The organism is Mycolicibacter acidiphilus (assembly GCF_018455725.1).
In the GTDB taxonomy this organism is placed as follows: Bacteria; Actinomycetota; Actinomycetes; order Mycobacteriales; family Mycobacteriaceae; genus Mycobacterium; species Mycobacterium acidiphilum.
In genome coordinates this window covers 82,330-104,327 of the sequence record NZ_JAHCLR010000001.1, presented here as the reverse complement: position 1 = coordinate 104,327, position 21,998 = coordinate 82,330, and the positions used below count along the sequence as shown (strand labels likewise).

The window sequence follows — 21,998 nt, the reverse complement described above, 5'->3', positions numbered from 1 at the left end:
CGGCCACACCGGCACCGTCTCTGAACCATGAGGGTCTACTGGAAAACGATGTCGCATCCGCTATCACCGATGGGTGATATCGCCGGCGATAGCTATTTCCAGTAGACCCTCATGGTCCAGACCAGGGGCCGAAGTGACGAATGAGACGCCCGGGTCACACCCCGGCGATCGCCTGCTCCTTGGCCCACCGGTAGTCGGCCTTGCCCGACGGTGAACGCTGCAGTTTCGCCCGGAACACCACGTCCTTGGGCAGCTTGTAGCGCGCGACGTGCTTGGCCGCCTCGGCGACGATCGAGTCGCTGTCGGCCTGCGCACCGTCGGCCAACTGCACCACCGCCACGACCTCGTTGCCCCAGCGTTCGCTGGGCCGGCCGACCACGATCACGTCGTACACCGCCGGGTGATGGGCGACCGCGGCCTCGACCTCCTCGGCGAAGATCTTCTCCCCGCCGGAGTTGATCGTCACCGAGTCGCGGCCCAGCAGTTCGATGCCACCGTCGGCGTCCCAGTGCGCGCGGTCACCGGGCACCGAGTGCCGGATGCCCTCGATCACCGGGAAGGTGGCCGCGGTCTTCGCGGCGTCGCCGAGGTAGCCCAGTGGCACGTAACCCTGCTGCGCCAGCCAGCCGATCTCGTCGTCACCGGGCGCCAGCACCCGGGTCAGGTCCTCGCTGACCACCACTGCACCCGGGTTGGGGGCGAACCGGCCGCTGGCCGCCTGGCTCTTGCTGGACGCCTGCCCCATCTGCGCGCCGGCCTCCGACGAGCCGGCCCCGTCGAGGATGGTCAGGTGCGGCAGCAGTTCGTGGAACCGCTCCTTGAGCGGCGCGGTGAGCGCGGCGCCGCCGTTGGCCAGCACGAACAGCCCGGACAGGTCGTAATCCCCGGCCTCCAACTCGTCGGCCAGCGGCCGGCCGAACGCGTCGCCGACGATCGACAGTGAGATCGCCCGCTCCCGGGCACACAGCGTCCACGTCTCGGCCGCGTCGAACCGGTCGGTGGTGGCCGACATGATGAACGGCCGGCCGGCCAGCAGCGAGGTGAACGCCGCCCACTGCGCAGCACCGTGCATCAGCGGCGCCACCGTCATCGAACCGGGCCCGCCGTACTGCGCCCGGGTGACCACCTCGTCGAGCGTGGTCGGCACCTCGGTGGTGCCGAACGCCCGGCCGCCCATCGCATTGATGAAGATGTCGTGCTGACGCCAGAGCACGCCCTTGGGCATGCCGGTGGTGCCGCCGGTGTAGAGCACGTACAGGTCGTCCGGCGACAGGGGCAGTCCGAGCGGTTCGGCGGACGCCGCGGCCAGCAGTTCCTCGTAGCGCACCGCGCCAGGCAGCGGCTCGTTGCCGGAGGCGTCGTCGACGTGGATCAGCTTCGGCGACGGCAGCTTGTCACCGGCCAACTCCAGCGCCTCGGCCAGCGTCGGCGCGTAGCGGGCGTGGTACATGATCGCCTCGGTACCGGCGTTGGTCAGCAAGTAGACCAGTTCGTCGGCGACGTAGCGGTAGTTGACGTTGAATGGCGCGACCCGGGCGTTGTAGGCGCCGAGCATGCCCTCCAGGTATTCGTTGCCGTTGGCCAGGTACAGCGCCAGCAGGCTCTGCCCCGACTCGTGGCCGGCCAGCTCGGACCGCTCCCGGCGCACCCCCAGACCCCAGTCGTGCAGCGCCCGCGCCAATCGCTGGGCGCGGTCCTCGGTTTGCGCATAGGTGAATCGCTGGTCACCGAAGACAATGCATTCGCGGTCCGGGTAGGCCGCTGCCATCGCCGAGAACACCTGGGCGAGGTTGAATTCCACGAGATCTCCTTACCGGCTCTGCCCCCGGTACGGTACCCGGCCGATATCCGGCGGGCAGCGGGTGGCTCCGGGCACCGGTCGGGCATGCTTGAGCGCATGTCAGTGGACGTCCTGCTCCAATCGATCCCACCCGTCCTGGTCTACCTGATGGTCGGCGGTGTGATCGGGCTGGAGAGCCTGGGCATCCCGCTGCCCGGGGAGATCATGCTCGTCGGCGCAGCACTGATGTCGTCGCGGCACGACCTCGCGGTCAATCCGGTCGGGGTCGGTGCGGCGGCGGTGGTCGGCGCGGTGATCGGCGACTCGATCGGGTACTCCATCGGCCGCCGGTTCGGCATGCCGCTGTTCGACCGGTTGGGCCAGCGATTCCCGCGGCACTTCGGCCCGGGGCATGTCGCGTACGCCGAGCACCTGTTCACCCGCTGGGGCACGCTCGCGGTGTTCTTCGGCCGGTTCATCGCGCTGCTGCGCATCCTGGCCGGGCCGCTGGCAGGGGCGCTGAAGATGCCCTACCCCCAGTTCCTGGCGGCCAATGTGACCGGCGCGGTGTGCTGGGCCGGCGGCACCACGGCGCTGGTGTACTACGCCGGGATGGCCGCCGAGCACTGGCTGGCCCGGTTCTCCTGGGTGGCGCTGCTGGTCGCGGTGCTCGGCGGGGTGATCGGCACCATCGCGCTGCGCGGACGGATCTCCAATCAGATCGCCGAACTGGCGGCCCAGCACGACCGGGAACCCGACCCCGTCACCGAGTGACGGAGTTTGAACCTAACCGGCCGGTAACCGTTGTGGTCGGCGCGGCATCGGAGCATCGTGGAAGGTATCCGGTGGCGCCGCCGGGGCGTCGCCCCCGATCTTGACGGAGGCCGACATGTTCGCGCGCTCATTCACCATCCACGCCCACCCGTCGTTCCTCGACGAGGGCATCACCCACGTCCGCGACGTCCTCATGCCCACCCTGGCCGACATGGACGGCTGCGCCGGACTGTCCATGCTGGTCGACCGGGACGCCGGCCGCTGCATCGTCACGTCATCCTGGCTGGACGAGGACACGCTGCGCGCCAGCGAGGAGCGCACAGCGCCGCTGCGTGACCACGTCACCGAGATCTTCCATGCCACCACCGACACCGCGCACTGGGAGATCGCCGCGGTGCGGCGCGACCGCCGCTCCCGCCGGCATGCCGGGGTACGCGCCACCTGGCTGCGCACCGACCCGGCCGGCGTCGACCGAATGATCGACACCTACAAGCTGGCGCTGATGCCGGAGATGGCGGACCTCGACGGGTTCTGCAGCACCACGCTGCTGGTGGACCGGGACTCCGGACGTGCCGTGTCCTCGATCAGCTTCGACGACCGGGCAGCGATGGTCGCCAGCCGGCAGGCCGAGCAGGTCCTCTGGGCCAAGGCGGTCAACGACGCCGCTGCCAAGGTGCTGGAGACCAGGGAGTTCGACCTGGCGATCGCACACCTGAACGCCCCCGAGATGGTCTGAGGCGGCTCAGCGCGCCACCAGCGCGTCAGCCTGTTCATACGGCACGTCGGCACACAGCAGGTGCCGGCCGTCGTGCAGGAGTGCGGGGCGGCGCTGTTGGGTACCGAGGTAGACCTGCACGTGTTCGGCGGGCTGACCGGATTCCAGCAGCACTGGGTCGTTGTGGCGGGTACGGCAGTAGGTGTTCGGGTGGCGTTCCCAGTCGTCCATGACCGCCAGTTGGTGCTCGGTCAGCCCGAGGATCGGGTGGACCTCGACACGGCCGGGGGCCGGCACCAGTGTGGCGACGACGCTGCCCTCGTCGCGGCGAGCGTCGCACCAGGCGGCGGCCCACCCGATGATCGCCGCCCGTAGCGCGATGACGCTGTCGCCACCGAGGAATCCGTCCTTCTCCAGCAACTTCAGCGGGTCGGCGTTCGATCCGTACGCCAGCACCCAGATGCGATCCGCCGTCTCGACCGACTCACCTGTCGTGCGGTTTTGCCAGCCCGACTCGACTGCGTCCAGACCGTGCACTTGCCGGTCCGGGGTCAGCAGCCACGAACCGGTGGGCCGCAGTCCCGGGTAGGGGGCATCAGCACCCGCCGCCCAGTCGTAGTGCAGCCAGTCGGCCGGCGGGAACAACTGAACGGACCGCTCGGCGCCGAGACTGGTCACGATCGGTGCCCGTCGGAGTCCGCCCCGGCCGCGATCTCGACTACCTCGACGTCAACGCCGGCTTCGCGAGCCCGGTCGACCTCCGCATCGGTCAGCACGCATCCCGGGTAACGCAGCACGGTCACCCGACGGCCCGTCCACTCCGCGAAACCCTCCCCGGTGTCCGAATCAGCCAGTGACAGGCCTGTGGCCAGCGCGTTCTCCGACGCCAAGAGCACCGCCGACACGCGACGCCCCGCCCGTCGTCCCAGCCAATACGGGCGGAAATGCTCCACCAGTTCCAGCACTGCTCCCCCGTGGCCGCAGTCCTTCGGCCACACGATCATCGTTGCGGTTTGTTCGGCAGGCATGGCCCGACCTCGATCCTCGGCACCGCTGTGGTACCGACGAATCCAGTCTCTCAACGGGCTACGACAGAAAGGGACCGAGACATACCGGACCGGTGGGCGAATAGCCCTGAAACGAGAAAAGCCACCCGTTTCCAGGTGGCTTCCTTGTGGTCCCGGCTGGGATCGAACTAGCCGGGTATAATCTCCCCACGGTCGCCGCTACCAGCGGATATGGCGCTAAACTTGCTGGTAGACCCGGTGATCGGTCTCTAGCGTCCGTTAGGTTCCGTTAGGGTCTGTAAGGTTCTATTCGGCCCGCATTCGGCCCGAAATGATTCCGTGAGGAGACCCGCTGATGCCCCCGACCAAGACCACCGACACCGCCCGGACCCGGCGAGGGTTCGGCCAGCTCCGCAAGCGCGACTCGGGGCGATGGGCCGTCAACTACACGCACAACGGGCAGCTGTGGCGGGCACCGGCCACGTTCCCGAACAAAGACAGCGCGACGGCGTGGCTGGCCGGTGAACGCAAGCTGATCGACCTCGGGACGTGGACCCCGCCCGCCGACCGGGTGGCGAAGGCGACGGCGAAGAAGCTCACCCTGCGGGACTACGCGGTGCGGTGGCTGGAGCAGCGCACCAACATCGCGCCGCGCACCAGGGAGACCTACTACTGGCACCTGGAGGACAACATTCTGCCGGTGCTGGGCGACACTCCCGTGACCGAGCTGACGACCGACGACGTGCGCGCCTGGTTCGCCGGGCTGGGCACCGAACGCGAGACCCGGAACGCGAGGGCGTACGGGGTGCTGACGGCGGTGCTGAACACCGCCGTCGATGACGGGCTGATCGACCGCTCCCCCGCCCGCATCAAGGGTGCAAGCACGGTCAAGCACCGCCGTACGGTGGTGCTGCTGGAGCCGGGAGAGCTGTCGGCCCTCGCCGACAAGATGCCCGGCCCGCTGCGGCTGGCGGTGCTGCTGGCGGGCTGGTGCGGGCTGCGGCGGGGTGAGCTGCTGGCGCTGACCCGTGCCGACATCGCCGCCGACGGGTCGACGCTGCGGATCAACAAGGGCGTGACCGTGGTGGCCCGGAAGATGGTCGTCGGCCCTCCCAAGACCAAGGAGTCGAACCGGACGGTGACCGTCCCGACGCATCTGCGCCCGGTGGTCATCGAGCACCTGGCGCAGTACGTCGGCCCGGCCAAGACCGCGCTGCTGTTCCCCGACCCGGTGACCGGCAGCCACTACACCGAGGGTCGGTTCCGGGTGCCGTTCTTCGCCGCCCGCGCAGCCATCGGCAAGGAGGAGCTGCATTTCCACGACCTGCGGCACTTCGGCGGGGTGATGGCGGCGGTGGCCGGGGCGACCACGAAGGAAGTCATGGACCGCCTCGGGCACACGACCAGTACCGCCGCGATGCGCTACCAGCACGTGGCGGCTGGGCGGGCCGACCTGCTGGCTGATCGGCTGTCGGCGTTGGCACACCCTCCGGCGGGCGGCGCGCCGACGGAACATTGAAATCGGCTGGACGGCAACGACTCTCGGCTACCCAACGAGACTCTAACGCGCCTATAGCGGCCATCGGCTAAACTAGCGGTCGGTCGCAGCCCCCGGACCAACTCACACTCACACTCGCCGCCGCCTCCGCACTCGCACTCTCACCCCCTCCACATTTCGCGGGGAACGTCTTCTACGACGGAGAGAACCGTGAGTGCGAAGAAATCCATTACACCCCAGTACGTCGGCCTCACCGACGCCGCCGCCTACAGCGGGTACTCGGTATTCACCCTGCGGGAGAAGGTCGCCAGCGGCGAGCTGCCCGCCTATCGGATCAGCGACAAGCCCGGCAGCCGTATCAAGGTCAAGCTGTCCGACATCGACGCGCTGATGAAGCCGGTCATCCCGGCGGAGATCGCAGCGTCCAAGGCGGTGCTGGCATGAGCACCGCCGCCCAGCTCGTTGATGCGGTGGTTCTCGACCAGCCGCCCCGGTCGATGCCGCCGTGGCGGGCCGTCGTTGCGTTCTGGATGGAAAACGAGGGCAAGTGGTTGAAGTCCTGGTACATCGGTTGGGGGGAGCCGTTCTGCTTCCGGTGCGGATGGCTGGCCCCGGTCAGTGACCACGGCATCCCCCACGATGACCCCACCACCTACGTCTATGCGATGTGGGACAGGGCATCGTGCTGGCTCGACCGCGCACACCTGCGGGACCGGGTGTACGGAGGCCCGGACACAGCCGACAACATGGTCGCCCTGTGCCACCTGTGCCACGACCAGATGACGCGAGGGTGGGACGCACCGACCCGCGATAAGGGCCTGGAGTTCGTGCAGGCCGGGGAGCCTTGCGACATGCTCTGGCAGGTCTACACCGACGACCGCCTGATGGGTAAGCGCGCCAGCCGCTCAACGCTGTTCAAGGCGCGGACGCAGTTCGTGGAACTGATGCTCCGCGCCCATACCGCCGGGCCGACGGAAGGCGGTGCGGCATGACCGTTATCTCGCAACAACTCACCGATGATGTGCCGCCGATGGCCGAGGCCGATGCCCGGAAATTGGACATGCGTATCCGCAATCTGGCGACTCAGGTCGGCGGGCAGCTCGTCACCATCGGGCGTCTGCTCGATGAAGCGCGAGCCGGGCAGATTCACCGCACGCTCGGATACCCGTCGTGGCCCGCCTATGTTGCCGACGCCCTGGGCGGTCACTTGGAGCTGTCCTCCGATGCCCGGCTCGACGTGGTGGAGCTGATGGCTGGTGCCGGAATGTCGGTGCGCGCCATCGCGGAGGCAACAGGGGCGTCGAAGTCGACGGTCCAGCGCGATATGCAGGTGTCCCGCAATGGGACGCCTGCAACAGCCGACGTGGTGCGCGATGCCCCCGAGCAGATGGCGACGACCGGAGTCGACGGCAAGACCTACCCCCGCAAGCCGAAGGCACCGAAGAAGCCGCCGCCCAGCGACACCAAGCGCCGCAGACGGTACCGCGAGGACATGACTCGCAAGGCATTCGCCGCTGCCGATGCGGTGGAGAAACTCAGTCGGCACGCTAGCGGCGACCAGTTCACCGACTACGCCAGCCGCCCGACGGTAGCCGCCCGCAACGTACGGAAGCGTCTGCAACGGAGCGTCGACTACTTGCAAGAGCTGCTTGCCCGGCTGCCCGAAACTCGCCACGCCGACAATCCCGACTAGGGCGGAAACACCTTGCGCCGCAAGCGATTCTGCACCCGACACCCGTAACGTATTGGCATAGCCCGTGAAAGGGGTAAACATGACCACCACCGCCCCCGACGTGCAGCTGTGGGACGAGCACCGCACCGCCGACGAGACGGGTATCCCGGTCGGCACGCTGCGACAGGACCGCCACCGTGGCACCGGATTGCCGTACGTCCGTCTTGGGCGGCGCATCCGCTATCGGCCCGCCGACGTGGCCGCGTGGCTCGACGCGCACACCGTAATGCCTGGAGCTGGCCCGTAATCGGCAGCGCCGCCGGGTGAATGGCCTCGACCCGGCGGCGCTCTACCGACTCAACCCAAGAACCCCGAGGGCTGATCCACCAGCCCCACCAAGAAAGGCTGACATGAGCCACGTTACCAAGACGGACGGCACCGAGGCCCGTGCTGCTGCGCTGAGTGCGCTGCTGGCCGAAGCCCCCGACAACACCGATCACGAAGCCGTGCGGAAGTTCATGCACCGGCTCGCCGAGGCCGGGTGCGCGGTGCTGATGATCTACCCGGACTCGAAGCTGCCCGCCGACATGCGGACGCCCCGCAAGCGCAGCGCCGATGACAAGGCTGCCCGTGAGGCGGCGGAAGCGGCGGGTAATCGGCTGTGGGCCAAAGTCAAGAGTGCGGCAGGGGTGGCGCTGGCGACCACGGACACCGCCGTACTGGACGGGTACCTGGACAAGTACCTGACCGACCTCGCCGACCAGTGGACCGACGGGGTGCCGGTGAACCTCGCCGTGGCCGCTGGCTCGTCGCGGCTGGTGGTGGTCGACGCCGACACCCCGGAACAGGTCGCGGCGTTCGGGGCCGACGGCCCGCCGACCGTCGCCACGCCCGGCCAGCTCGACCCGGCGACCGGCGAGATGGCGCACCGCGACGGCGGGCATTGGTGGTTCACCGTGCCGGACGGTGTGGAGCTGCCCGCCGCCGCCGGGGCGGGCTTCACGTCGGGCGGCGATGACGCCTACGCGGTCAAGTACGGCAACGGCTACGTGCTCATCCCGCCGTCGACCCGGCCCGAAGGCGCGTACACCGTCACCGGCACCGTCGCACCGCTGCCCAACTGGCTGGCTGAGGCGATCACCGCCCACGGACGGGCACGGGCGCAGCGGGCACAACGCACGGTCTCCGGCCTGAACGGCGACGTGGTGGCGGCGTGGGGCGCGTCGACCAGCTGGGCCGAGATTCTGGCCGGTGTGCCGGGGTGGCAGCCCACCGGCAAGGCCGACACCTGCGGCTGTGCGACGTGGACCGCGCCGGGCGTTCACGCCAGCCCGAAATCGGCCACCGCGCATGAGGCCGGGTGTCCCGAGTACCCCGGCTCGCCTGACCCGTGCCTGCACATCTGGACCGACGGCGAAATTGAGCCGTTCGGGCCGAAGGTGGCCGAGTTCGGGCCTCACCTGACCCGGCTGCGGGCGGTCGCGGCCATCTACTACGACAACGACGAAGGGGCCGCGATGACCGAGCTGCGGGACACCGAGCACGGCGAAGCGGAGTTCGCAGCGCTGGTCGCCGAGGGCATGGAGGACTTCGACGCCGAAGGCCACCCCGCCCAGCGGGCCGACGGTGCCCGCTCCGTGCCCCGCGACGTTACGTTGCCCTCGTCGTTCTGGGAGGCCCGCGAGTCGCTTAGGCACGTGCGCGACGCCGCGCTCAAGGACCGGGCTGCGCCCGACGCGACGCTGGCGGCGGCGCTGGCCCGCATCTCCGCGTGGACACCGCCCCGCGTCACTGTCGACACCGGCATCATGTCGCCGGTCTCGCTGAACTTCTACGCGGCGGCGGTGTCGTGGTCGGGTAAGGGCAAGACTTCGGCGACCGAGGCCGCAGACCGGGTGCTCCGGCTGGTCCCGAGCTGGTCGACCGACCCGATGGACAGCCACGACGAGGAGCACTGCCCCGTCATGGTTCCCGACGGTGAGCCGTTCCCTCGGGTCGGGAAAATCCGGTCGGGTGAGGGTATCGCCGAGGCGTTCTGGGGCGACGCGACTGTGCCCGACCTCAAGGGCAAGCCGGTCAAGGTGCGGCGGCGCATCCGTTCCAACGTGCTCATGCACACCGACGAAGCATCGAGCCTGGTCAAGTACATCCTCGACGCGAAGCAGACCGTTGGCGAGACGTTGCGCGAAGGGTGGTCCGGTCAGCACATCGGGCAGAGCAACGGCGAGGCTGCCCGGTACAGGTTCGTGGAGCGCGGCAGCTACCGGCTGGCGCTGAGCGTCGGGTTTCACCTGTCGGTGCTGGCGGAGATTCTGACCGCCGAGCAGGTTCTCGTCGGAACCCCGCAACGGTTCTATGCGGCGTGGTCGAAGCCCGACCCGAAACAGGTGTCTCGGGAGATGCTGAAGGCTCTCCCCGACCGCGACCCGCTCACGGTGAGCGTTCCCGCCGTCGGTATGCGGCTGTGCGCTTCGCTGCGGGAGAAGGTGGACGAGGAGCGGATTACTGAGTGGCTGCGTGACGACGACGCCGACGACGAACCCGACCTGAAATCGCAGCGCGTCGCGATGGTCGCCCGGCTGGCGGGGCTGCTGGCGATCCTCGATGGCCGCACCGAGACCGACGATACGGGGCTGTTGGTGCTCAACGAGGACGACTGGCAGCTGGCCGAGGTCATGTTCTCCACGTCGGTCGCTATCGCCCAGCTCGCCGCCGCCGACCACCGCCGCCGGGGGACCAAGGCCAAACGGGAAGAACGCAGGCGGCTGCTCGGTGAGGCCATTGAGGACGAGGACGCCCGCGCCACCCCCGTCGGTCGCGCCAAGGCCCGGATCGTCGGCTACCTGACCGAACTCGGGGCGGGCGAGCACAGGTGGTCGGGAGAGAAGGGAATCGTGCGCCGTTTCAACCAGACTGACGCCGAGCACGCCGCCGTCGCGCTGGAGGAACTGGCCCGCGAGTCGCGGGTGAGGCTGCGCGACGGTGCCCGCAAGTCGAAGTTCGTGGAGCTGATCGACTGAGACGGAGCAGTCGGTGAGTCACCGACGACCCACCGACTCACCGACTCACCGACTGCCCGGACCCACCGACTCTGGGTTAGACGGACCCCGCCGTCGTCTAAAACCCTTAATAATCGTTTGTTTTACCAGGTAGACGAGTTCCCCGACGTTAGTAGGGATTCTCTCGGGGACCGATTCCGGGCCGTCGGCGTAGTCGGTGAGTCGGTGGGTCGGTGGATGGCGCGGTCGGAGGAAAGTGAGCGGTGGAGCCGTGTGGCAGGCGGCGTAATCCCCAGCAGCGCAGTCACTTACCCGACAAAGGGCATGTTTCTCGATCACATTGGAATGTACGCATAATGGGCGCATGGCACCGACGATGAACCGTCAGCTGACCCGGCACCGCGCCGAGCAGGCCGAGCGGATGCACGCGACCGGGGCGAGCTGGCAGGAGATCGCCGACGCGCTCGGCTTCGCCAGCCGGGGCGGTGCCATCAAGGCGGTGCAGCGGCTCCGCAACACCACCCCGCCCGAGACCGTCGAACAGGCGCGGGCCAAGCACGACAGCACCCTTCGCCTGCTGCAGCAGCGGATGTTCTCGGGGTTCCTCCGGGCGGACCAGGCCCGCGACGACGAGACGGCGATCAAGTACGCGAAGGAGATTCGGGGCATCGTCGGCGAGCGCGCCAAGCTGCACGGCTCGTATGCGCCGCAGCGCGCCGAGGTCGACGTGACCGTGACCGAGACCCCGGCGGCGTTGCTGGCCGAGACGCGGCAGCGGCTCATGGCTGCCATCGACGCCGAAGTGATCGAGACGAGGGAGATCGAGCAGTGACCACGATGACGAAGCGCGACGCCGCCGACGCGGCGCTGTCGGTGGCCGAGGACATCGCCGCCGGGCGGCTGGACCCCGCCGACCTCGAAGCCGAGCTTGTCGCCGAGCTGTCGGCACTGATCGACGCCGACCACGAACCCGGCTCACCGTTGGCCGACCTCCAGGTGGCCGTCGCCCGGCGGGTGCTGGCTCGCGGCGACCTGCCCGCCGACGAGATCGCAGAATGGCTCTCCGTGGCCCGCTCCCGCGTTGGGGGCACCGACGCCCCGGCCCCGGCCTGATCGTCGGCCCTGCGGCCAGCGAGGCGGCGCAGCGGCGGCGTCCCGCTGACCCACGGCGTCACCGTCCGTTCGGCCACCCCGACCAGGCCAGCCATAACCGTCTCGAAACTAAAGATTAGAGACGACCCCTGTCGCCTACGCAGCTCACAGTGTCGCCGCCGGTCGTGAGTCTCGTTAGTTGTCTCGTATCGGAATAGCGATACGCGACGTTTCGAGATAGGGTTAGGCATAAGGCGGGACCGGCCCGCCGGGAGAGGTCAAGATGAGCAACCCATTCGCCGCCAACGCCGACCACCTTCGCCTCGATGCCGAGAGCCACCGTCGGCGCGCCGATGAGCTGCGCGTGGACGCCGCCGAGCTGGACGACCTCGCCGCCGACCTGGACCGCCAGGCGGCGCGGCTCGACCTCGACGCCGTGCTGGCCGACGCCCGGCGGAAGCACGACGCCCAGCGCGGCATCCTGCCGCGTGCCTGGTAAGCACGACCTACGAGACGGGAGACCCCACGATGACCGCGAACGCCGACCACGACGCCGGAGGCCAACCCGCCACCCCGCCCGGCGGCGGTGCCCTGCTCGGGTACGCCCGCGTGTCGACCGGCCACCAGAGCCTTGACGCCCAGGCCGACGCGCTGACCGTCGCCGGGGTCGACCCGGCCCGCGTCTACAGCGACAAGCTCACCGGCACGTCGACCAAAGAGCAGCGCCCCGGCCTGGCCGCGCTACTGGACTACGCCCGGCCCGGCGACGTGATCGTGGTCGCCGGTATCGACCGGCTGGGCCGCAACGCCGCCGAGGTCATGCTGACGATCCGCGACCTGATCGCCGAGGGCATCGTCATTCGGTCGCTGCGCGAGGGAGTCGACACGTCGACCGCGACCGGGCGCATGGTCGCCGGGGTCATGGCGTCGCTTGCCGAGCTGGAGCTGGAGCTGGGCCGCGAGCGCCGGGCAGCGGCCAAGGCAGCCCGCAAGGCCCGCGACCTGCCCATCGGTCGGCCCCGCAAGCTCACCAAAGAGCAGGTGCGCCAAGCCGAGACGCTGCACGCCAACGGCGAGCCGGTGCCATCCATCGCCGCGACGCTGGGCGTCAGCCGGGCCGTGATGTACCGCTACCTCAACGGCGAGCACGACGCGGGCGCCAAGTAACCGGCTCGACGGACTTCGCCTGTCGGGAGGATCGTGCATCATCACCTGATCGACGCCCGTCGCAACGCAGGGAGACCACCACCATGAGGCATCGCACCATCGGGATCATCGCCACCGTGGCGGCGTCCGCGGCGACCATCGCCGCCCTGTCTGCCGCACCAGTGGCCGTCGCCTACCCCGGCGACCCCAACCCCGGCTGTGAGTCGGGCGGGTTCATGAACGCGACCCTGTACTGCGATGGGCCGATCCGCCCCGACGGCACCTGGCAGCGGTGCTGGCAGTGGCAGGCCAACTACGTGCCCGGCGTCGGCGGCAACCCCGGCGGCTACTCGCCCGGCGGCAACATGTGCGCGGTCATCAGCGAGGACAACATCCAGCCCGCCATCAGCCCGCGCTACCACATCGGCGACTGACCCGCCCCGACATCCACACCCGCCCCGGTTCGCCCCGTCGACCGGGGCGGGGTGGCCTTCGGCGTCGTTTCACGGGCTCGCTGGGCCGCTCCAGGCCTATCGGCCCGTCGTCGGCTAATCGGGCCACCCCAACGGGTCTCGCCCCATCTACGGGCCGCAGGGCCGCGACCTCGCCCTACCCGCCCGACGCCCCAACGGCTCTCGCCCGAAGTTCGCCCGCGACTGTCGGGGAACTCAGTTCCACGTGAAACGTCGACTGTCTGAAACACCTTGCTATTCCCCGACTTTGACGGGATTTAAGACTCGCCGATAGCGCCGCTGCGCCGCTGCGTTTGCACGGTCGCCCATTAACGTCGGGGCCATGCCTCAAGCACCTGTGGTCGACCCGGCCAGCCGCACCGCGTCATCGTGGTCGGCTCGCCTGGCCGCGCTCAAGTCCCGTCACGTACCCGACGACGACCCTCGGATCATCGAGTGCCGCGAAGGTCTCGCGTATTGGCGCGTGCGGCGCTCCATCGACGCCGAGCGCGGCCAGCTGAGCCGGGCCGGGGTCGATCGTCTGCGGGGCCAGCTGTCGGGGGCGGTGGCGTCCTGATGGCACTTCCCGTCTACTACGGCCCGAAGGGCGCCCCGCCGCCGCCCGGCCCGAAGTTCAAGAAGCCGTCGCCGAAGGCCCCGCAGGGCGAGCAGCGCGACCGGCGGCGCGGTCAGCTGGCGCTGCACTACGGCGGCACGTTCAGCCTCGTTCAGGAGATCGCCGACATCTGCACGCCCTTGGCCGCAAAGGTCGCCGCCGCACCCGAACCGACGCCGTGCCGGTGCCGCGACGACGTGCAAGCCCTCGCCGAGGCGGTGCATGAGCTGGTCGGCTCGGTCGTCGGCTGGCTTGCCGAGGCCCAGGCGCAGAAGAAGGCAGCCAACGTCGCCCCCGGTGCCCGTGAGCGGTCGATCCGGCTCATGGTCGACCTGGCCGAACGGCCCAAGCTCCCCGAGATCACTGACACGGCGCTGGCGTCGGGTAGCTGGGCGACGGTGCTAGTCGAGATGGCCCGCCCGTACTCCGACCCGCTCGCTAAGCACCTTGGCCGCGCCAAACCGCCGGGTGTAGCAGAGCCGAACAGGTCGGCGTCTGAGCTGCTGGAGGCGGCGCTGCGCGAGGTCGACCACGCTGCGTTAGAGCTGACGCAGCGGCTCAAGTGGAACGCAGTCTGCGCCGAGGAATACCAGCACGTCCTTGCCGCACGGGCGGCGCGTGACCCCAAGGCGCAGGCCCGCGCCGAACTGGCACAGATGGGAATTGACGCATGACCGTTACCACCGAATCCTCGTTGCTCCCCGTGAGTTTCGAGGCCCCGCTGGTCAACCCCAGCCCCGGCGGGCTGTACGCGGCGACCAGCTGGACTGAGACCCCGCCGGATGAGCCGAGCCGGTTCATCACCAGCGGCGTGCAGATCAGGCCGCACAACTACGGCGGCGGGTCGGCGTTCGGCATCTGGACCGCCGACTGGTGCGCCCAGCCCGACGACCTCACCGAGGACGACCTGAAAGCCGGCACCCGGCCCACGGGCCTGGAAGCGTTCGACCCGGTGACGGTGTGGGCCTACGACGAGTGCGACATGACCTCGCCGTCGCAAGCCGAGGTCCAGACCCGCGTGCAGCAGAACTTGCGGCTGCTCGAATCGGTGGCGGTGGAGCGGGAGTTCAGCGCACGGATGAAGGCCGACGCGGGCACCGTGACCTCGGTAGTTGACGTGACTGCGGCTGTGGCGGCGCTCGAAGCGGAGTTCGCGGTGACGAACACCGTGGGCTTCATCCACGCCAACCCGGTGCTGGCGTCGGCGGCGGCTGCGGCGAACCTCATCACCAGAACCGGGGCTGCGCTGCGGACCCCGTTGGGGCATCTCTGGGTGTTCGGCGGCGGGTACGTGGACGGGCTGGGTCAGACCTTGGTGGCGACCAGCCCGACGTACGGGTGGCGCGATCAGCCGACCGTGCGCCCCGCATTCGAGACCAAGCACAACACCTACGCCGCCATCGCCGAGCGGTCGGTAGTCGTCGGCTACGAGGCAGCGGTGGCGGCGGTGAAGATCGGCACCCCGTGACCGTCCACCCCGACGACTGGACCGGGCCGGAGGGAATGCCGCGTTGCCCGATCTGCGATCAGCCGTGCGTCCACTGGAAGGGCACCGTTCACGGCTACACCTGCTCGAAGTGCATCCGCGCCTACCTGGCCGACGGGGCGACGCGTCACGACGCCCGCGAGGCCAAGGATCGTGAGCGGCGGTCGAAGCAATTCAAATCGCAATCCGCGCAACATAAATCGTCGTCTCCTGTCGGCGAAGGTAACCGTCGGGACGGTGGGGGTCTGGCTCCGGGCCGCTCCACCGTCCCGGCGGTCACCGCACATCGTGATGTCGCCCGGCGTCACGGCAACCAACCCGCGAGAACGAGAGCGTGAACAGCATGACCAAAATCGACCCCGCCAAGATCAGGGCAGCGGTAGCTGCGCGTCGCCGTCGTGCGCCACTACGTGCGGCGGCGCTACCTCCGGCGCTACCCGCCACCACGTCGATGTCGCTGCGGGCCGACGCTGACCGGGCCGTGACGGCATCGAAGCTCACGGGGCTGCGAGACCGGCTGGCGCTCACCGTGGCCGAGCTGACCGCAGAACGCTTCGCCCTGGCCGGGAACCTGACTCACGAAGCGGCGCACGCCGTCGTCGGCACGATCTACGGCGGCGAGGTCCGCACCGCGACGGCAAACCCCGCCCGTGCCACCGAGATCGGCGGCGAGCACTTCGAGGCTGAACTGAACGGCGTGGTCGCGTTCGCGGTTCAGCCCACCCGGCCCGAGCTGATGCACTTGGCCGGCCCTGTCGCTCACGCCCGGTTCAACGCGGGCGGGCGGCGGATGCCCACCGGGCGCGAGGTCGACAGAATCTTGGAGGGCAGCGGCGGTCACGACCTCGACGCCATCACCGCGAGCGGTGCGACGGTGACCAACGTGTTCGCCGAGGTCAACGCACTCGTTGACCGCTGCTGGGGGTCAATCGTCGCCCTGGCGCAGCGGATTCACGCTGACGGCGAGGTCGGCCACACGACCGTGCTGGACGTGCTCGGCGTGCCCGAGACCGGCGGCGAGATGGCACTGTCGCTGATCCGGGGCGGCGCGAGACCCGGAACCTTCACCGTCACCCCGGCGGCGGTGTGACCGATGACCAGTACCGATGAGCTGCGATTCGCGGCGTTCGTGGCGGCGTTCGAGGAGGACTCGCCCAGCCCGACCGCCGAACAGCGCGCCGAGCTGGAGCGGTGCATCCTGTCGGCCATCGCCGCTGATGGCCGGGAGGTCGTCGCCTGGTCCCGCATCGTGCGGTCGATCCCGCCTGAGCTGCGCGACCTCGCTCCCGATGTGGTGACCGCGATGTGGACCGACGGCACGCTGTGGATGTGCTCGGTCAAGGGCCAGTGGATGCTCGCCAAGGGTGACGCCGCCGACCGGGCACGGGCCGACCGCGACCGTTTCCACCGCTCGGTGACCGCTCCGCTGGCGGTCTGACGATGGCCCGTCGCATAGCCCGCACCGCAGGGAGTGGTCCCCTCCTCCCTGCGGTGCGCCTACTGACGGCAGCGCGCGGTGCTGGTGCTGTTGCCCGGCGTCGCCGCCCGGCCTCGCCCGCCGACCTCGCCCGGCGGCTGATCCCCGGCTACCGGGTGACCCCGGCCATCGCGCTCATCTCCGATGCGCTGCGGCGTGCGGTGACCGAACCGGACCAGCGCATCATCATCAGCTGCCCACCACGCACCGGGAAGTCGGTGCTGGTGTCGCAGATCGGCCCCGTGTTCGCCCTCGCCGATGACCCCGACCTCAAGATCATCTTGGCGAGCTACGCAGACTCGTTGGCCGAGGAACACTCCAGGGAGGCCCGGCGGCACATCACCGAACGCGCCGACGTGCTCGGATTCGCGCTGAGCGCCGAGAAGCAGGCCGTGGGGCGGTGGCGGGTCGCCGACCGCGACGGCGGGCTGCTGGCGGCGGGCATCCTGAGCGGGATCACCGGCCACGGGGCCGGGCTGCTGCTGCTCGATGATGTCGTGAAGAACCAGCAGGAGGCAGACTCCACCGCGCACCGCCGCCGCATCCTCGGTGAGTTCCGCTCGACCCTGATGACGCGGTTACACCCGAACGGGTCCGTCGTCGTCATCGGCACCCGCTGGCACGAACAGGACTTGATCGGAACCCTGCTCGAAGAAGGCGGCTGGGAGCACATCAATATTCCGGCCATCGCCGAGGCCGGAATACCCGACGCGCTGGACCGGCCCGTCGGCGTCGCCATGACATCGGCGCTCGGACGCACCGCCGAGGGGTTCGCCGACATCAAGAAGTCCATCGGGTCGCGCAGCTGGTACGCGCTGTTCCAGGGAGTGCCGACCTCACCCGAAGGCGGTCTCATCAAGCGCGATTGGCTCGACGGGCACCGGCTCATCGCCGCCCCGCGTGGCCCGACGCTGACAGTGGTCGGGGTCGACCCGGCAGACAGCGGCGAGGGCGATCAGACCGGCATCGTGGCGGGGTCGCTGGGCCGCGACGGGCGGATCGTCCTCACCCACGATGTCTCCGCGCACCTGACCTCGGACCAGTGGTCGAATCGCGCCGTGGAGCTGGCGGTGACCATCGGCGCGAGCCGGATCGTGGTGGAGGGCTACAGCGCCGCCGAGACCTACCGCCGCCTGCTGGTGGAGGCGGTGGAGCGAGCCGCGCCGCCGTACCCGATTGCCGTGTCCACCTGGCCCCCGAAAGGCTCGCCCCGGCTGGGTGATTCGCTGGCCCGGTCGCAAGGACTCATCGCGGCGCTGGAAACGGGCAAGTGCCGCATCGCCGGTCGCCTCGACAACCTGGAGGCCGACATGGCGACCTGGCAGGCCGGGCAGCACCAGCCCGACTCGGTTGCCGCCGCCACCATCGCTTTCGAGACGCTGGCCGCTGCGGCGGGTGCCCGCATCACGTTCGGCATCCCCGGCGTCGGCGACAGCGCCAGCGTCGTCAGCATCGCCGCGTACCTGGGCAGGAGGATCGGATGACGAACTTCACCCGCCCGCTGGTGGACGCGATGGTGGCGGAAGCCGCCGCCCGCCGTCGCGCCACCGAACGCGGCGACGACCCGGAGACCTGCCCCGAGGTCGCCGCACTCAAGGCACAGCTCAAGGTCCAGCGGCAGCTCGCCCAGCGCGTCAACGGGCCGCGCCGCGACGGGTACGACCCGCTGCGCGGTCTCCAGCACACGCGGGTGCTCTACCCGTGAGCACCGGGACTGTCGCTGCGCCACCCGAGTGCCCCGGAGCCGCGCATTCTCCCCGTGGAGGGGCATTGGCCCGCACAGGTCGGCGACGGCTGCGGGAGGAGCTGACGACACCCGCCCCGGCGACGACGACCGACGGCTGCGACTGCGGCAAGTGCGCCCCGGCGGCACCGCTCACCGACATCGAGGCGCAGCGCGCCGTGCGTCACGTGACGAGTCAGCAGGCCGTCGCCTACGCGACCGGGCGGGTGGAGTTCGTGAGTTGCATCGACTGCCAGAGCTGCGGGGCATGGATGCCGCAGTTCGTGGAGACCGACCCCTGACCCTCAGCGAGCGGCAGCACGCGGCCAGCGCGGCGGTGTCTAGTCGTCGTCAGTCTCGGTGCGCTGTCGGTATGCGAGGGCCTTCTGAAAACCATCGGCGTGCGGCTCTGCTCCGTTGGGGCGGTCGGCCAGCCACTCATTTACCTCAACGACGGCATTACATATCTGGTCCTCTGACGCCACGATCATGTAGGTCTCGCGGTCGTCGTCGGTGACGTAGCCAGGTGCTGGTTCAACGGGCGCTTTGATGCGGCCATTGAGCGCGTCGCCGAGGCCATGGACCTCGGGGTGGGCGAGACCCCACTTCAGCTCACTGGATCGCCAGCGCACCGCCACGGGAGGAACATTTGCGCCGTCAGTCATGGCCGGTCTACCACCCTCCGGTCGCGCCGCCGGGCCAGGCTCCGGGGCGATACTTCACGGCATAGCGGCCACCCACCAGGAAGGAGATCGTGACCTCAACGCAGCGTCGGGCGCTGTCCGCCAACAGGAAAGGTAGATCAGGCTCGTAATGCCAAGTCTCGGGGCCTCCGGTGATGGAGTCTCCCGTCGCCTTCGCGTACTCGCCGTTGTCGGTCATGGCTGTGAAGTACTGGCGTCCGCCCGCTACGTTGTCGCGACGCGGATTGATCCGACCGAACCCCGGCATGTCGATCCAGCCGGTTCCCTCCACGACCTGCTCGTTGTTGTCGTCCATCCCGCTCCTTCGCTCGGTTAGTGCGATGGCCCATCATTCGCAGGATCGTAGCGATTGGCAGCGACACAGAGCGCAGGGTTCGTGCGTCGAGATGCGCTGCACTGGAGCCGATTCCGATGTGACCGCGCAGGTCAACCGCCCGCGCCTATCCGGCCCGTATTCGGCCCGCCGATCTAAAAACCATCATCTACCAGGTGGTCCCGGCTGGGATCGAACCAGCGACCTTCCGCGTGTGAGGCGGACGCTCTCCCCCTGAGCTACGAGACCGGGTGGACGAGGACGAACACTAGCACGCCCACTGGCGGGAGCCTCAATGCCAGGCCGGTTTTCGCGCGAATCGCCCGTCTGACAGGCCAAGTTGTGTCGTCTCACATGTTTGGGCTAATGTTCTGTCTCGCACCGGATGACGATCTCATCCGTTGCACGCGGATGTAGCGCAGTTGGTAGCGCATCACCTTGCCAAGGTGAGGGTCGCGGGTTCGAATCCCGTCATCCGCTCGAGGGTGTCAAGTGGCATCAACCCCTTGCGGTGGAGTGGCCGAGTGGTGAGGCAACGGCCTGCAAAGCCGTGCACACGGGTTCGATTCCCGTCTCCACCTCCATACAGCAGCATCAAGCGCGGTTAGCTCAGCGGGAGAGCGCTTCCCTGACACGGAAGAGGTCGCTGGTTCAATCCCAGTACTGCGCACAACAGTTTCACCAGGTACGACTCGGTAGCTAGATCAACTAGCAATCGCCTCCGCCGGAGCCCGGCCGAGACCGCCGTCGTTACCCCAACGCATCGATCAACGTCGGGCGACACCCCGCGGCGGTCCAAGGCGACAGGCCCGGGCTGCAGCACCGCAAGCGTGGTGCAGAGTGGTCCGCATGGTTTTCGCGGAACCGACGCTGGGGCGGAGAAATGCCCCACAGGTCGAAAAGGTGTCGGCGCAGATTCTGCAGGACTGTTTGATCAGCGACGGGTCCCTGCTGACACCGGGTGCATCCATCTGGAATCTGGACACCGCCACCGAACTCCAACTCTTCTTCGCCAAGACACCGGATGCCCCGGTTTCAGTATCCGAAGCCAGGGTGCAGGAACTTCCAGCTGCATCACCTGCCGCCCGGCAGCTCTACGCGGAGATCGACATCCTGTACCTGCTGCCGCACACCCTCGACCGGGCGGCAAAAATCCAGGAGGTCGAGAAGCTGCTGGACCAGCTCGACACGCCGGTCGATCTGACCTCGGACGTGCTGGACGCGTTCGCCGAAGGGGTGCTGTACAAGGGCCAGGGCCTGCACCGGCAGCGTTGGCAGTACCTGTCATTCCTCGTCGAGTTCGTCACACACGTCAAGCAGCAGGACACCGATGTCCGCTGCAGATCCGCCAGCGACCACCACGCGCTCAGTTCCCTGGTACGCGACGCACCCGGACCGAAGGCGCAAGTGCAGCGCCACGCCCTGCTGTACCTGTTCCAGCCGCGGCACTTTCCCCCGATCGTCAGTGACGACCACCGGAGCCGACTACGTAATCGACTGTCGGAATACCTGTTTCGCGACGATGTTGACGCCGGAATCCGGGAGATCATCCTCAGCATCGAGGCGCAGGCCGGTGGCCCGGTCGACCTCTACGACGCGACATGGCGCCCGCGTTGGCTGGATGAACCACTCAGCGATGGCGAGGACTCCGATCCCGTTGAGTCCTCCCGGTATTCGATCGATGACATCGTCGGCGACGGTTGCTTCCACGATCGGAATCGGCTGCAGGACATCCTGACCCGCTGGCAGGAGAAGAAGAATCTGGTTCTTCAAGGGGCGCCGGGCACCGGGAAGACGTGGCTCGCCAAACGACTGGCACAGGCCCTGATCGGCTCTCCGTCGACCGAGGCGATCCGCATCGTCCAGTTCCACCCGAACACCTCCTACGAGGACTTCGTGCGGGGCTGGCGACCAGACGCAGACGGGCGGTTGAAACTCATCGACGGCGCACTCATCGAGCATGCCGGCCTCGCCGAGAAGTCCGCTGGCGTTCCGCATGTGCTGATCATCGAGGAGATCAACCGGGGTAACCCGGCACAGGCGTTCGGCGAGATGCTGACCCTGATCGAGGCGAGCAAACGATCCGCACGCGACGCGCTGACCCTGAGCTACCGGCACTTCGACGACGAGCAGTTCCACCTCCCCGAGAATCTCTACATCATCGGGACGATGAACGTCGCCGACCGATCCCTGGCCCTGGTTGATTTCGCACTGCGACGACGGTTCGCGTTCGAGACTCTGGAACCCGCTCTGACCGACGCGTGGGCGACGCACACCGCCGAGAAACTCGGTAACGATGCGGTGGCCACAAATGAGATCCGATTGCGGATAGAGACACTGAACCGCACCATCGCCGATGACCCGATGCTGGGCCCGCACTTTGCGGTCGGACACAGTTTCGTCACCCCGGTGACCCGGCACGACGACGCACGCGGCTGGTTCGACGGAGTTGTGCAGACGCAGATTGCACCCTTACTCGCCGAGTACTGGTTCGACAACCCCGACAAGGCGAAAGCCGAAGTCGGCAAGCTGCGACTCTGAGGA

The 21,998-nt window shown here is 68.7% G+C and carries 27 protein-coding genes and 4 tRNA genes; 25 read left to right on the top strand and 6 right to left on the bottom strand.

Translation table 11 applies throughout. The features are described 5' to 3' along the window. Window positions 1-154 precede the first annotated feature (154 nt). Entirely contained in the window at window positions 155-1,801 is a 1,647-nt protein-coding gene (locus KIH27_RS00625) for an acyl-CoA synthetase (protein WP_214090968.1), read from the bottom strand. Between the two features lie 96 nt (window positions 1,802-1,897). On the opposite strand from KIH27_RS00625, the gene KIH27_RS00620 reads away from it, so the two are divergent. Together KIH27_RS00620 and KIH27_RS00615 are read left to right on the top strand one after the other, a co-directional pair. Continuing rightward, window positions 1,898-2,554 (top strand): DedA family protein, encoded by a 657-nt coding sequence (locus KIH27_RS00620; RefSeq protein ID WP_214090967.1) that lies wholly within the window; start codon window positions 1,898-1,900, stop codon window positions 2,552-2,554. Between the two features lie 115 nt (window positions 2,555-2,669). Then, complete coding sequence (locus tag KIH27_RS00615) at window positions 2,670-3,290, top strand: hypothetical protein (RefSeq protein ID WP_214090966.1); 621 nt, start codon at window positions 2,670-2,672, stop codon at window positions 3,288-3,290. Between the two features lie 6 nt (window positions 3,291-3,296). Here the strand turns inward: KIH27_RS00615 and KIH27_RS00610 are convergent, their stop codons facing one another. Both KIH27_RS00610 and KIH27_RS00605 read right to left on the bottom strand, forming a co-directional pair. Then, window positions 3,297-3,947 (bottom strand): gamma-glutamylcyclotransferase family protein, encoded by a 651-nt coding sequence (locus KIH27_RS00610; protein WP_214090965.1) that lies wholly within the window; start codon window positions 3,945-3,947, stop codon window positions 3,297-3,299. Next, window positions 3,944-4,297, bottom strand: coding sequence for a hypothetical protein (locus KIH27_RS00605; RefSeq protein WP_214090964.1), 354 nt, complete (start codon window positions 4,295-4,297; stop codon window positions 3,944-3,946). Before KIH27_RS00605 ends, KIH27_RS00610 begins: the two co-directional genes overlap by 4 nt. 334 nt (window positions 4,298-4,631) lie before the next feature. On the opposite strand from KIH27_RS00605, the gene KIH27_RS00600 reads away from it, so the two are divergent. The 19 genes from KIH27_RS00600 (at window position 4,632) to KIH27_RS00510 (ending at window position 18,739) form a co-directional block, all read left to right on the top strand. Continuing rightward, window positions 4,632-5,795 carry a tyrosine-type recombinase/integrase gene (locus KIH27_RS00600; RefSeq protein ID WP_214090963.1) on the top strand — a complete coding sequence of 388 codons (1,164 nt, stop codon included), beginning with the start codon at window positions 4,632-4,634 and terminating at the stop codon, window positions 5,793-5,795. 189 nt (window positions 5,796-5,984) lie between these two features. After that, a complete protein-coding gene (locus tag KIH27_RS00595) occupies window positions 5,985-6,218 on the top strand; it encodes a helix-turn-helix transcriptional regulator (RefSeq protein WP_214090962.1) in 234 nt (77 codons plus the stop codon). Beyond that, window positions 6,215-6,766: an HNH endonuclease gene (locus tag KIH27_RS00590; RefSeq protein WP_214090961.1), complete on the top strand. Its 552-nt coding sequence runs from the start codon at window positions 6,215-6,217 to the stop codon at window positions 6,764-6,766. The genes KIH27_RS00595 and KIH27_RS00590 overlap by 4 nt, the downstream gene beginning before the upstream one ends. Next, a complete protein-coding gene (locus tag KIH27_RS00585; protein WP_214090960.1) occupies window positions 6,763-7,467 on the top strand; it encodes an ECF-type sigma factor in 705 nt (234 codons plus the stop codon). Before KIH27_RS00590 ends, KIH27_RS00585 begins: the two co-directional genes overlap by 4 nt. A gap of 79 nt (window positions 7,468-7,546) precedes the next feature. Beyond that, entirely contained in the window at window positions 7,547-7,753 is a 207-nt protein-coding gene (locus KIH27_RS00580) for a helix-turn-helix transcriptional regulator (protein ID WP_214090959.1), read from the top strand. A gap of 103 nt (window positions 7,754-7,856) precedes the next feature. Continuing rightward, complete coding sequence (locus tag KIH27_RS00575) at window positions 7,857-10,466, top strand: bifunctional DNA primase/polymerase (protein ID WP_214090958.1); 2,610 nt, start codon at window positions 7,857-7,859, stop codon at window positions 10,464-10,466. Between the two features lie 343 nt (window positions 10,467-10,809). After that, a complete protein-coding gene (locus tag KIH27_RS00570) occupies window positions 10,810-11,277 on the top strand; it encodes a hypothetical protein (RefSeq protein ID WP_214090957.1) in 468 nt (155 codons plus the stop codon). Then, complete coding sequence (locus KIH27_RS00565; protein ID WP_372451277.1) at window positions 11,274-11,558, top strand: flagellar hook-length control protein; 285 nt, start codon at window positions 11,274-11,276, stop codon at window positions 11,556-11,558. Before KIH27_RS00570 ends, KIH27_RS00565 begins: the two co-directional genes overlap by 4 nt. A 262-nt stretch (window positions 11,559-11,820) precedes the next feature. After that, window positions 11,821-12,036: a hypothetical protein gene (locus KIH27_RS00560; protein ID WP_214090956.1), complete on the top strand. Its 216-nt coding sequence runs from the start codon at window positions 11,821-11,823 to the stop codon at window positions 12,034-12,036. A 29-nt stretch (window positions 12,037-12,065) separates the two neighbouring features. After that, window positions 12,066-12,704 (top strand): recombinase family protein, encoded by a 639-nt coding sequence (locus tag KIH27_RS00555; RefSeq protein WP_214090955.1) that lies wholly within the window; start codon window positions 12,066-12,068, stop codon window positions 12,702-12,704. Between the two features lie 83 nt (window positions 12,705-12,787). Then, window positions 12,788-13,117: a CDGP domain-containing protein gene (locus KIH27_RS00550; RefSeq protein WP_214090954.1), complete on the top strand. Its 330-nt coding sequence runs from the start codon at window positions 12,788-12,790 to the stop codon at window positions 13,115-13,117. 361 nt (window positions 13,118-13,478) lie between these two features. Then, a complete protein-coding gene (locus KIH27_RS00545; protein WP_046286035.1) occupies window positions 13,479-13,712 on the top strand; it encodes a hypothetical protein in 234 nt (77 codons plus the stop codon). Next, window positions 13,712-14,425, top strand: coding sequence for a hypothetical protein (locus KIH27_RS00540; protein WP_214090953.1), 714 nt, complete (start codon window positions 13,712-13,714; stop codon window positions 14,423-14,425). The genes KIH27_RS00545 and KIH27_RS00540 overlap by 1 nt, the downstream gene beginning before the upstream one ends. Then, window positions 14,422-15,219, top strand: coding sequence for a hypothetical protein (locus KIH27_RS00535; RefSeq protein ID WP_214090952.1), 798 nt, complete (start codon window positions 14,422-14,424; stop codon window positions 15,217-15,219). The genes KIH27_RS00540 and KIH27_RS00535 overlap by 4 nt, the downstream gene beginning before the upstream one ends. Window positions 15,220-15,580: 361 nt before the next feature. Next, entirely contained in the window at window positions 15,581-16,327 is a 747-nt protein-coding gene (locus KIH27_RS00530; RefSeq protein WP_214090951.1) for a hypothetical protein, read from the top strand. A 3-nt stretch (window positions 16,328-16,330) separates the two neighbouring features. After that, complete coding sequence (locus tag KIH27_RS00525) at window positions 16,331-16,675, top strand: hypothetical protein (RefSeq protein WP_214090950.1); 345 nt, start codon at window positions 16,331-16,333, stop codon at window positions 16,673-16,675. A gap of 53 nt (window positions 16,676-16,728) precedes the next feature. After that, window positions 16,729-18,198, top strand: coding sequence for a terminase large subunit domain-containing protein (locus KIH27_RS00520; RefSeq protein ID WP_307856751.1), 1,470 nt, complete (start codon window positions 16,729-16,731; stop codon window positions 18,196-18,198). Beyond that, complete coding sequence (locus tag KIH27_RS00515; protein ID WP_214090948.1) at window positions 18,195-18,419, top strand: hypothetical protein; 225 nt, start codon at window positions 18,195-18,197, stop codon at window positions 18,417-18,419. Before KIH27_RS00520 ends, KIH27_RS00515 begins: the two co-directional genes overlap by 4 nt. 65 nt (window positions 18,420-18,484) lie before the next feature. Beyond that, window positions 18,485-18,739 (top strand): hypothetical protein, encoded by a 255-nt coding sequence (locus tag KIH27_RS00510; RefSeq protein ID WP_214090947.1) that lies wholly within the window; start codon window positions 18,485-18,487, stop codon window positions 18,737-18,739. Between the two features lie 39 nt (window positions 18,740-18,778). Here KIH27_RS00510 and KIH27_RS00505 read toward each other — a convergent pair whose 3' ends face one another. From KIH27_RS00505 to KIH27_RS00495, 3 genes are all read right to left on the bottom strand, one after another. After that, window positions 18,779-19,102, bottom strand: a complete 324-nt coding sequence (locus KIH27_RS00505) for a hypothetical protein (RefSeq protein ID WP_214090946.1) — start codon at window positions 19,100-19,102, stop codon at window positions 18,779-18,781. A gap of 7 nt (window positions 19,103-19,109) precedes the next feature. Further along, window positions 19,110-19,436: a hypothetical protein gene (locus tag KIH27_RS00500; protein WP_214090945.1), complete on the bottom strand. Its 327-nt coding sequence runs from the start codon at window positions 19,434-19,436 to the stop codon at window positions 19,110-19,112. A gap of 195 nt (window positions 19,437-19,631) precedes the next feature. Continuing rightward, a tRNA-Val gene (locus tag KIH27_RS00495) sits at window positions 19,632-19,703 on the bottom strand. Between the two features lie 158 nt (window positions 19,704-19,861). Between KIH27_RS00495 and KIH27_RS00490 the strand changes: the two genes are divergently transcribed. The 4 genes from KIH27_RS00490 to KIH27_RS00475 all read left to right on the top strand — a co-directional run bounded on the left by KIH27_RS00490 (window position 19,862) and on the right by KIH27_RS00475 (window position 21,995). Beyond that, window positions 19,862-19,934 (top strand) — tRNA-Gly (locus tag KIH27_RS00490). A 30-nt stretch (window positions 19,935-19,964) separates the two neighbouring features. Then, window positions 19,965-20,038: transfer RNA gene (locus KIH27_RS00485), tRNA-Cys, on the top strand. Between the two features lie 14 nt (window positions 20,039-20,052). Further along, window positions 20,053-20,124 (top strand) — tRNA-Val (locus KIH27_RS00480). Window positions 20,125-20,303: 179 nt separating this feature from the next. Beyond that, window positions 20,304-21,995, top strand: a complete 1,692-nt coding sequence (locus KIH27_RS00475; RefSeq protein WP_214090944.1) for an McrB family protein — start codon at window positions 20,304-20,306, stop codon at window positions 21,993-21,995. Window positions 21,996-21,998 lie beyond the last annotated feature (3 nt).

Excerpts from the sequence above, each read along its gene's own strand:
- KIH27_RS00585 (WP_214090960.1), top strand. The coding sequence starts at position 6,763 with ATGACCGTTATCTCGCAACAACTCACCGATGATGTGCCGCCGATGGCC.
- KIH27_RS00605 (WP_214090964.1), bottom strand. The coding sequence starts at position 4,297 with ATGCCTGCCGAACAAACCGCAACGATGATCGTGTGGCCGAAGGACTGC.
- KIH27_RS00570 (WP_214090957.1), top strand. The coding sequence starts at position 10,810 with ATGGCACCGACGATGAACCGTCAGCTGACCCGGCACCGCGCCGAGCAG.
- KIH27_RS00505 (WP_214090946.1), bottom strand. The coding sequence starts at position 19,102 with ATGACTGACGGCGCAAATGTTCCTCCCGTGGCGGTGCGCTGGCGATCC.
- KIH27_RS00580 (WP_214090959.1), top strand. The coding sequence starts at position 7,547 with ATGACCACCACCGCCCCCGACGTGCAGCTGTGGGACGAGCACCGCACC.
- KIH27_RS00600 (WP_214090963.1), top strand. The coding sequence starts at position 4,632 with ATGCCCCCGACCAAGACCACCGACACCGCCCGGACCCGGCGAGGGTTC.
- KIH27_RS00590 (WP_214090961.1), top strand. The coding sequence starts at position 6,215 with ATGAGCACCGCCGCCCAGCTCGTTGATGCGGTGGTTCTCGACCAGCCG.
- KIH27_RS00530 (WP_214090951.1), top strand. The coding sequence starts at position 15,581 with ATGACCAAAATCGACCCCGCCAAGATCAGGGCAGCGGTAGCTGCGCGT.
- KIH27_RS00615 (WP_214090966.1), top strand. The coding sequence starts at position 2,670 with ATGTTCGCGCGCTCATTCACCATCCACGCCCACCCGTCGTTCCTCGAC.
- KIH27_RS00555 (WP_214090955.1), top strand. The coding sequence starts at position 12,066 with ATGACCGCGAACGCCGACCACGACGCCGGAGGCCAACCCGCCACCCCG.
- KIH27_RS00535 (WP_214090952.1), top strand. The coding sequence starts at position 14,422 with ATGACCGTTACCACCGAATCCTCGTTGCTCCCCGTGAGTTTCGAGGCC.
- KIH27_RS00525 (WP_214090950.1), top strand. The coding sequence starts at position 16,331 with ATGACCAGTACCGATGAGCTGCGATTCGCGGCGTTCGTGGCGGCGTTC.
- KIH27_RS00550 (WP_214090954.1), top strand. The coding sequence starts at position 12,788 with ATGAGGCATCGCACCATCGGGATCATCGCCACCGTGGCGGCGTCCGCG.
- KIH27_RS00620 (WP_214090967.1), top strand. The coding sequence starts at position 1,898 with ATGTCAGTGGACGTCCTGCTCCAATCGATCCCACCCGTCCTGGTCTAC.
- KIH27_RS00515 (WP_214090948.1), top strand. The coding sequence starts at position 18,195 with ATGACGAACTTCACCCGCCCGCTGGTGGACGCGATGGTGGCGGAAGCC.
- KIH27_RS00575 (WP_214090958.1), top strand. The coding sequence starts at position 7,857 with ATGAGCCACGTTACCAAGACGGACGGCACCGAGGCCCGTGCTGCTGCG.
- KIH27_RS00500 (WP_214090945.1), bottom strand. The coding sequence starts at position 19,436 with ATGGACGACAACAACGAGCAGGTCGTGGAGGGAACCGGCTGGATCGAC.
- KIH27_RS00540 (WP_214090953.1), top strand. The coding sequence starts at position 13,712 with ATGGCACTTCCCGTCTACTACGGCCCGAAGGGCGCCCCGCCGCCGCCC.
- KIH27_RS00560 (WP_214090956.1), top strand. The coding sequence starts at position 11,821 with ATGAGCAACCCATTCGCCGCCAACGCCGACCACCTTCGCCTCGATGCC.
- KIH27_RS00545 (WP_046286035.1), top strand. The coding sequence starts at position 13,479 with ATGCCTCAAGCACCTGTGGTCGACCCGGCCAGCCGCACCGCGTCATCG.
- KIH27_RS00475 (WP_214090944.1), top strand. The coding sequence starts at position 20,304 with ATGGTTTTCGCGGAACCGACGCTGGGGCGGAGAAATGCCCCACAGGTC.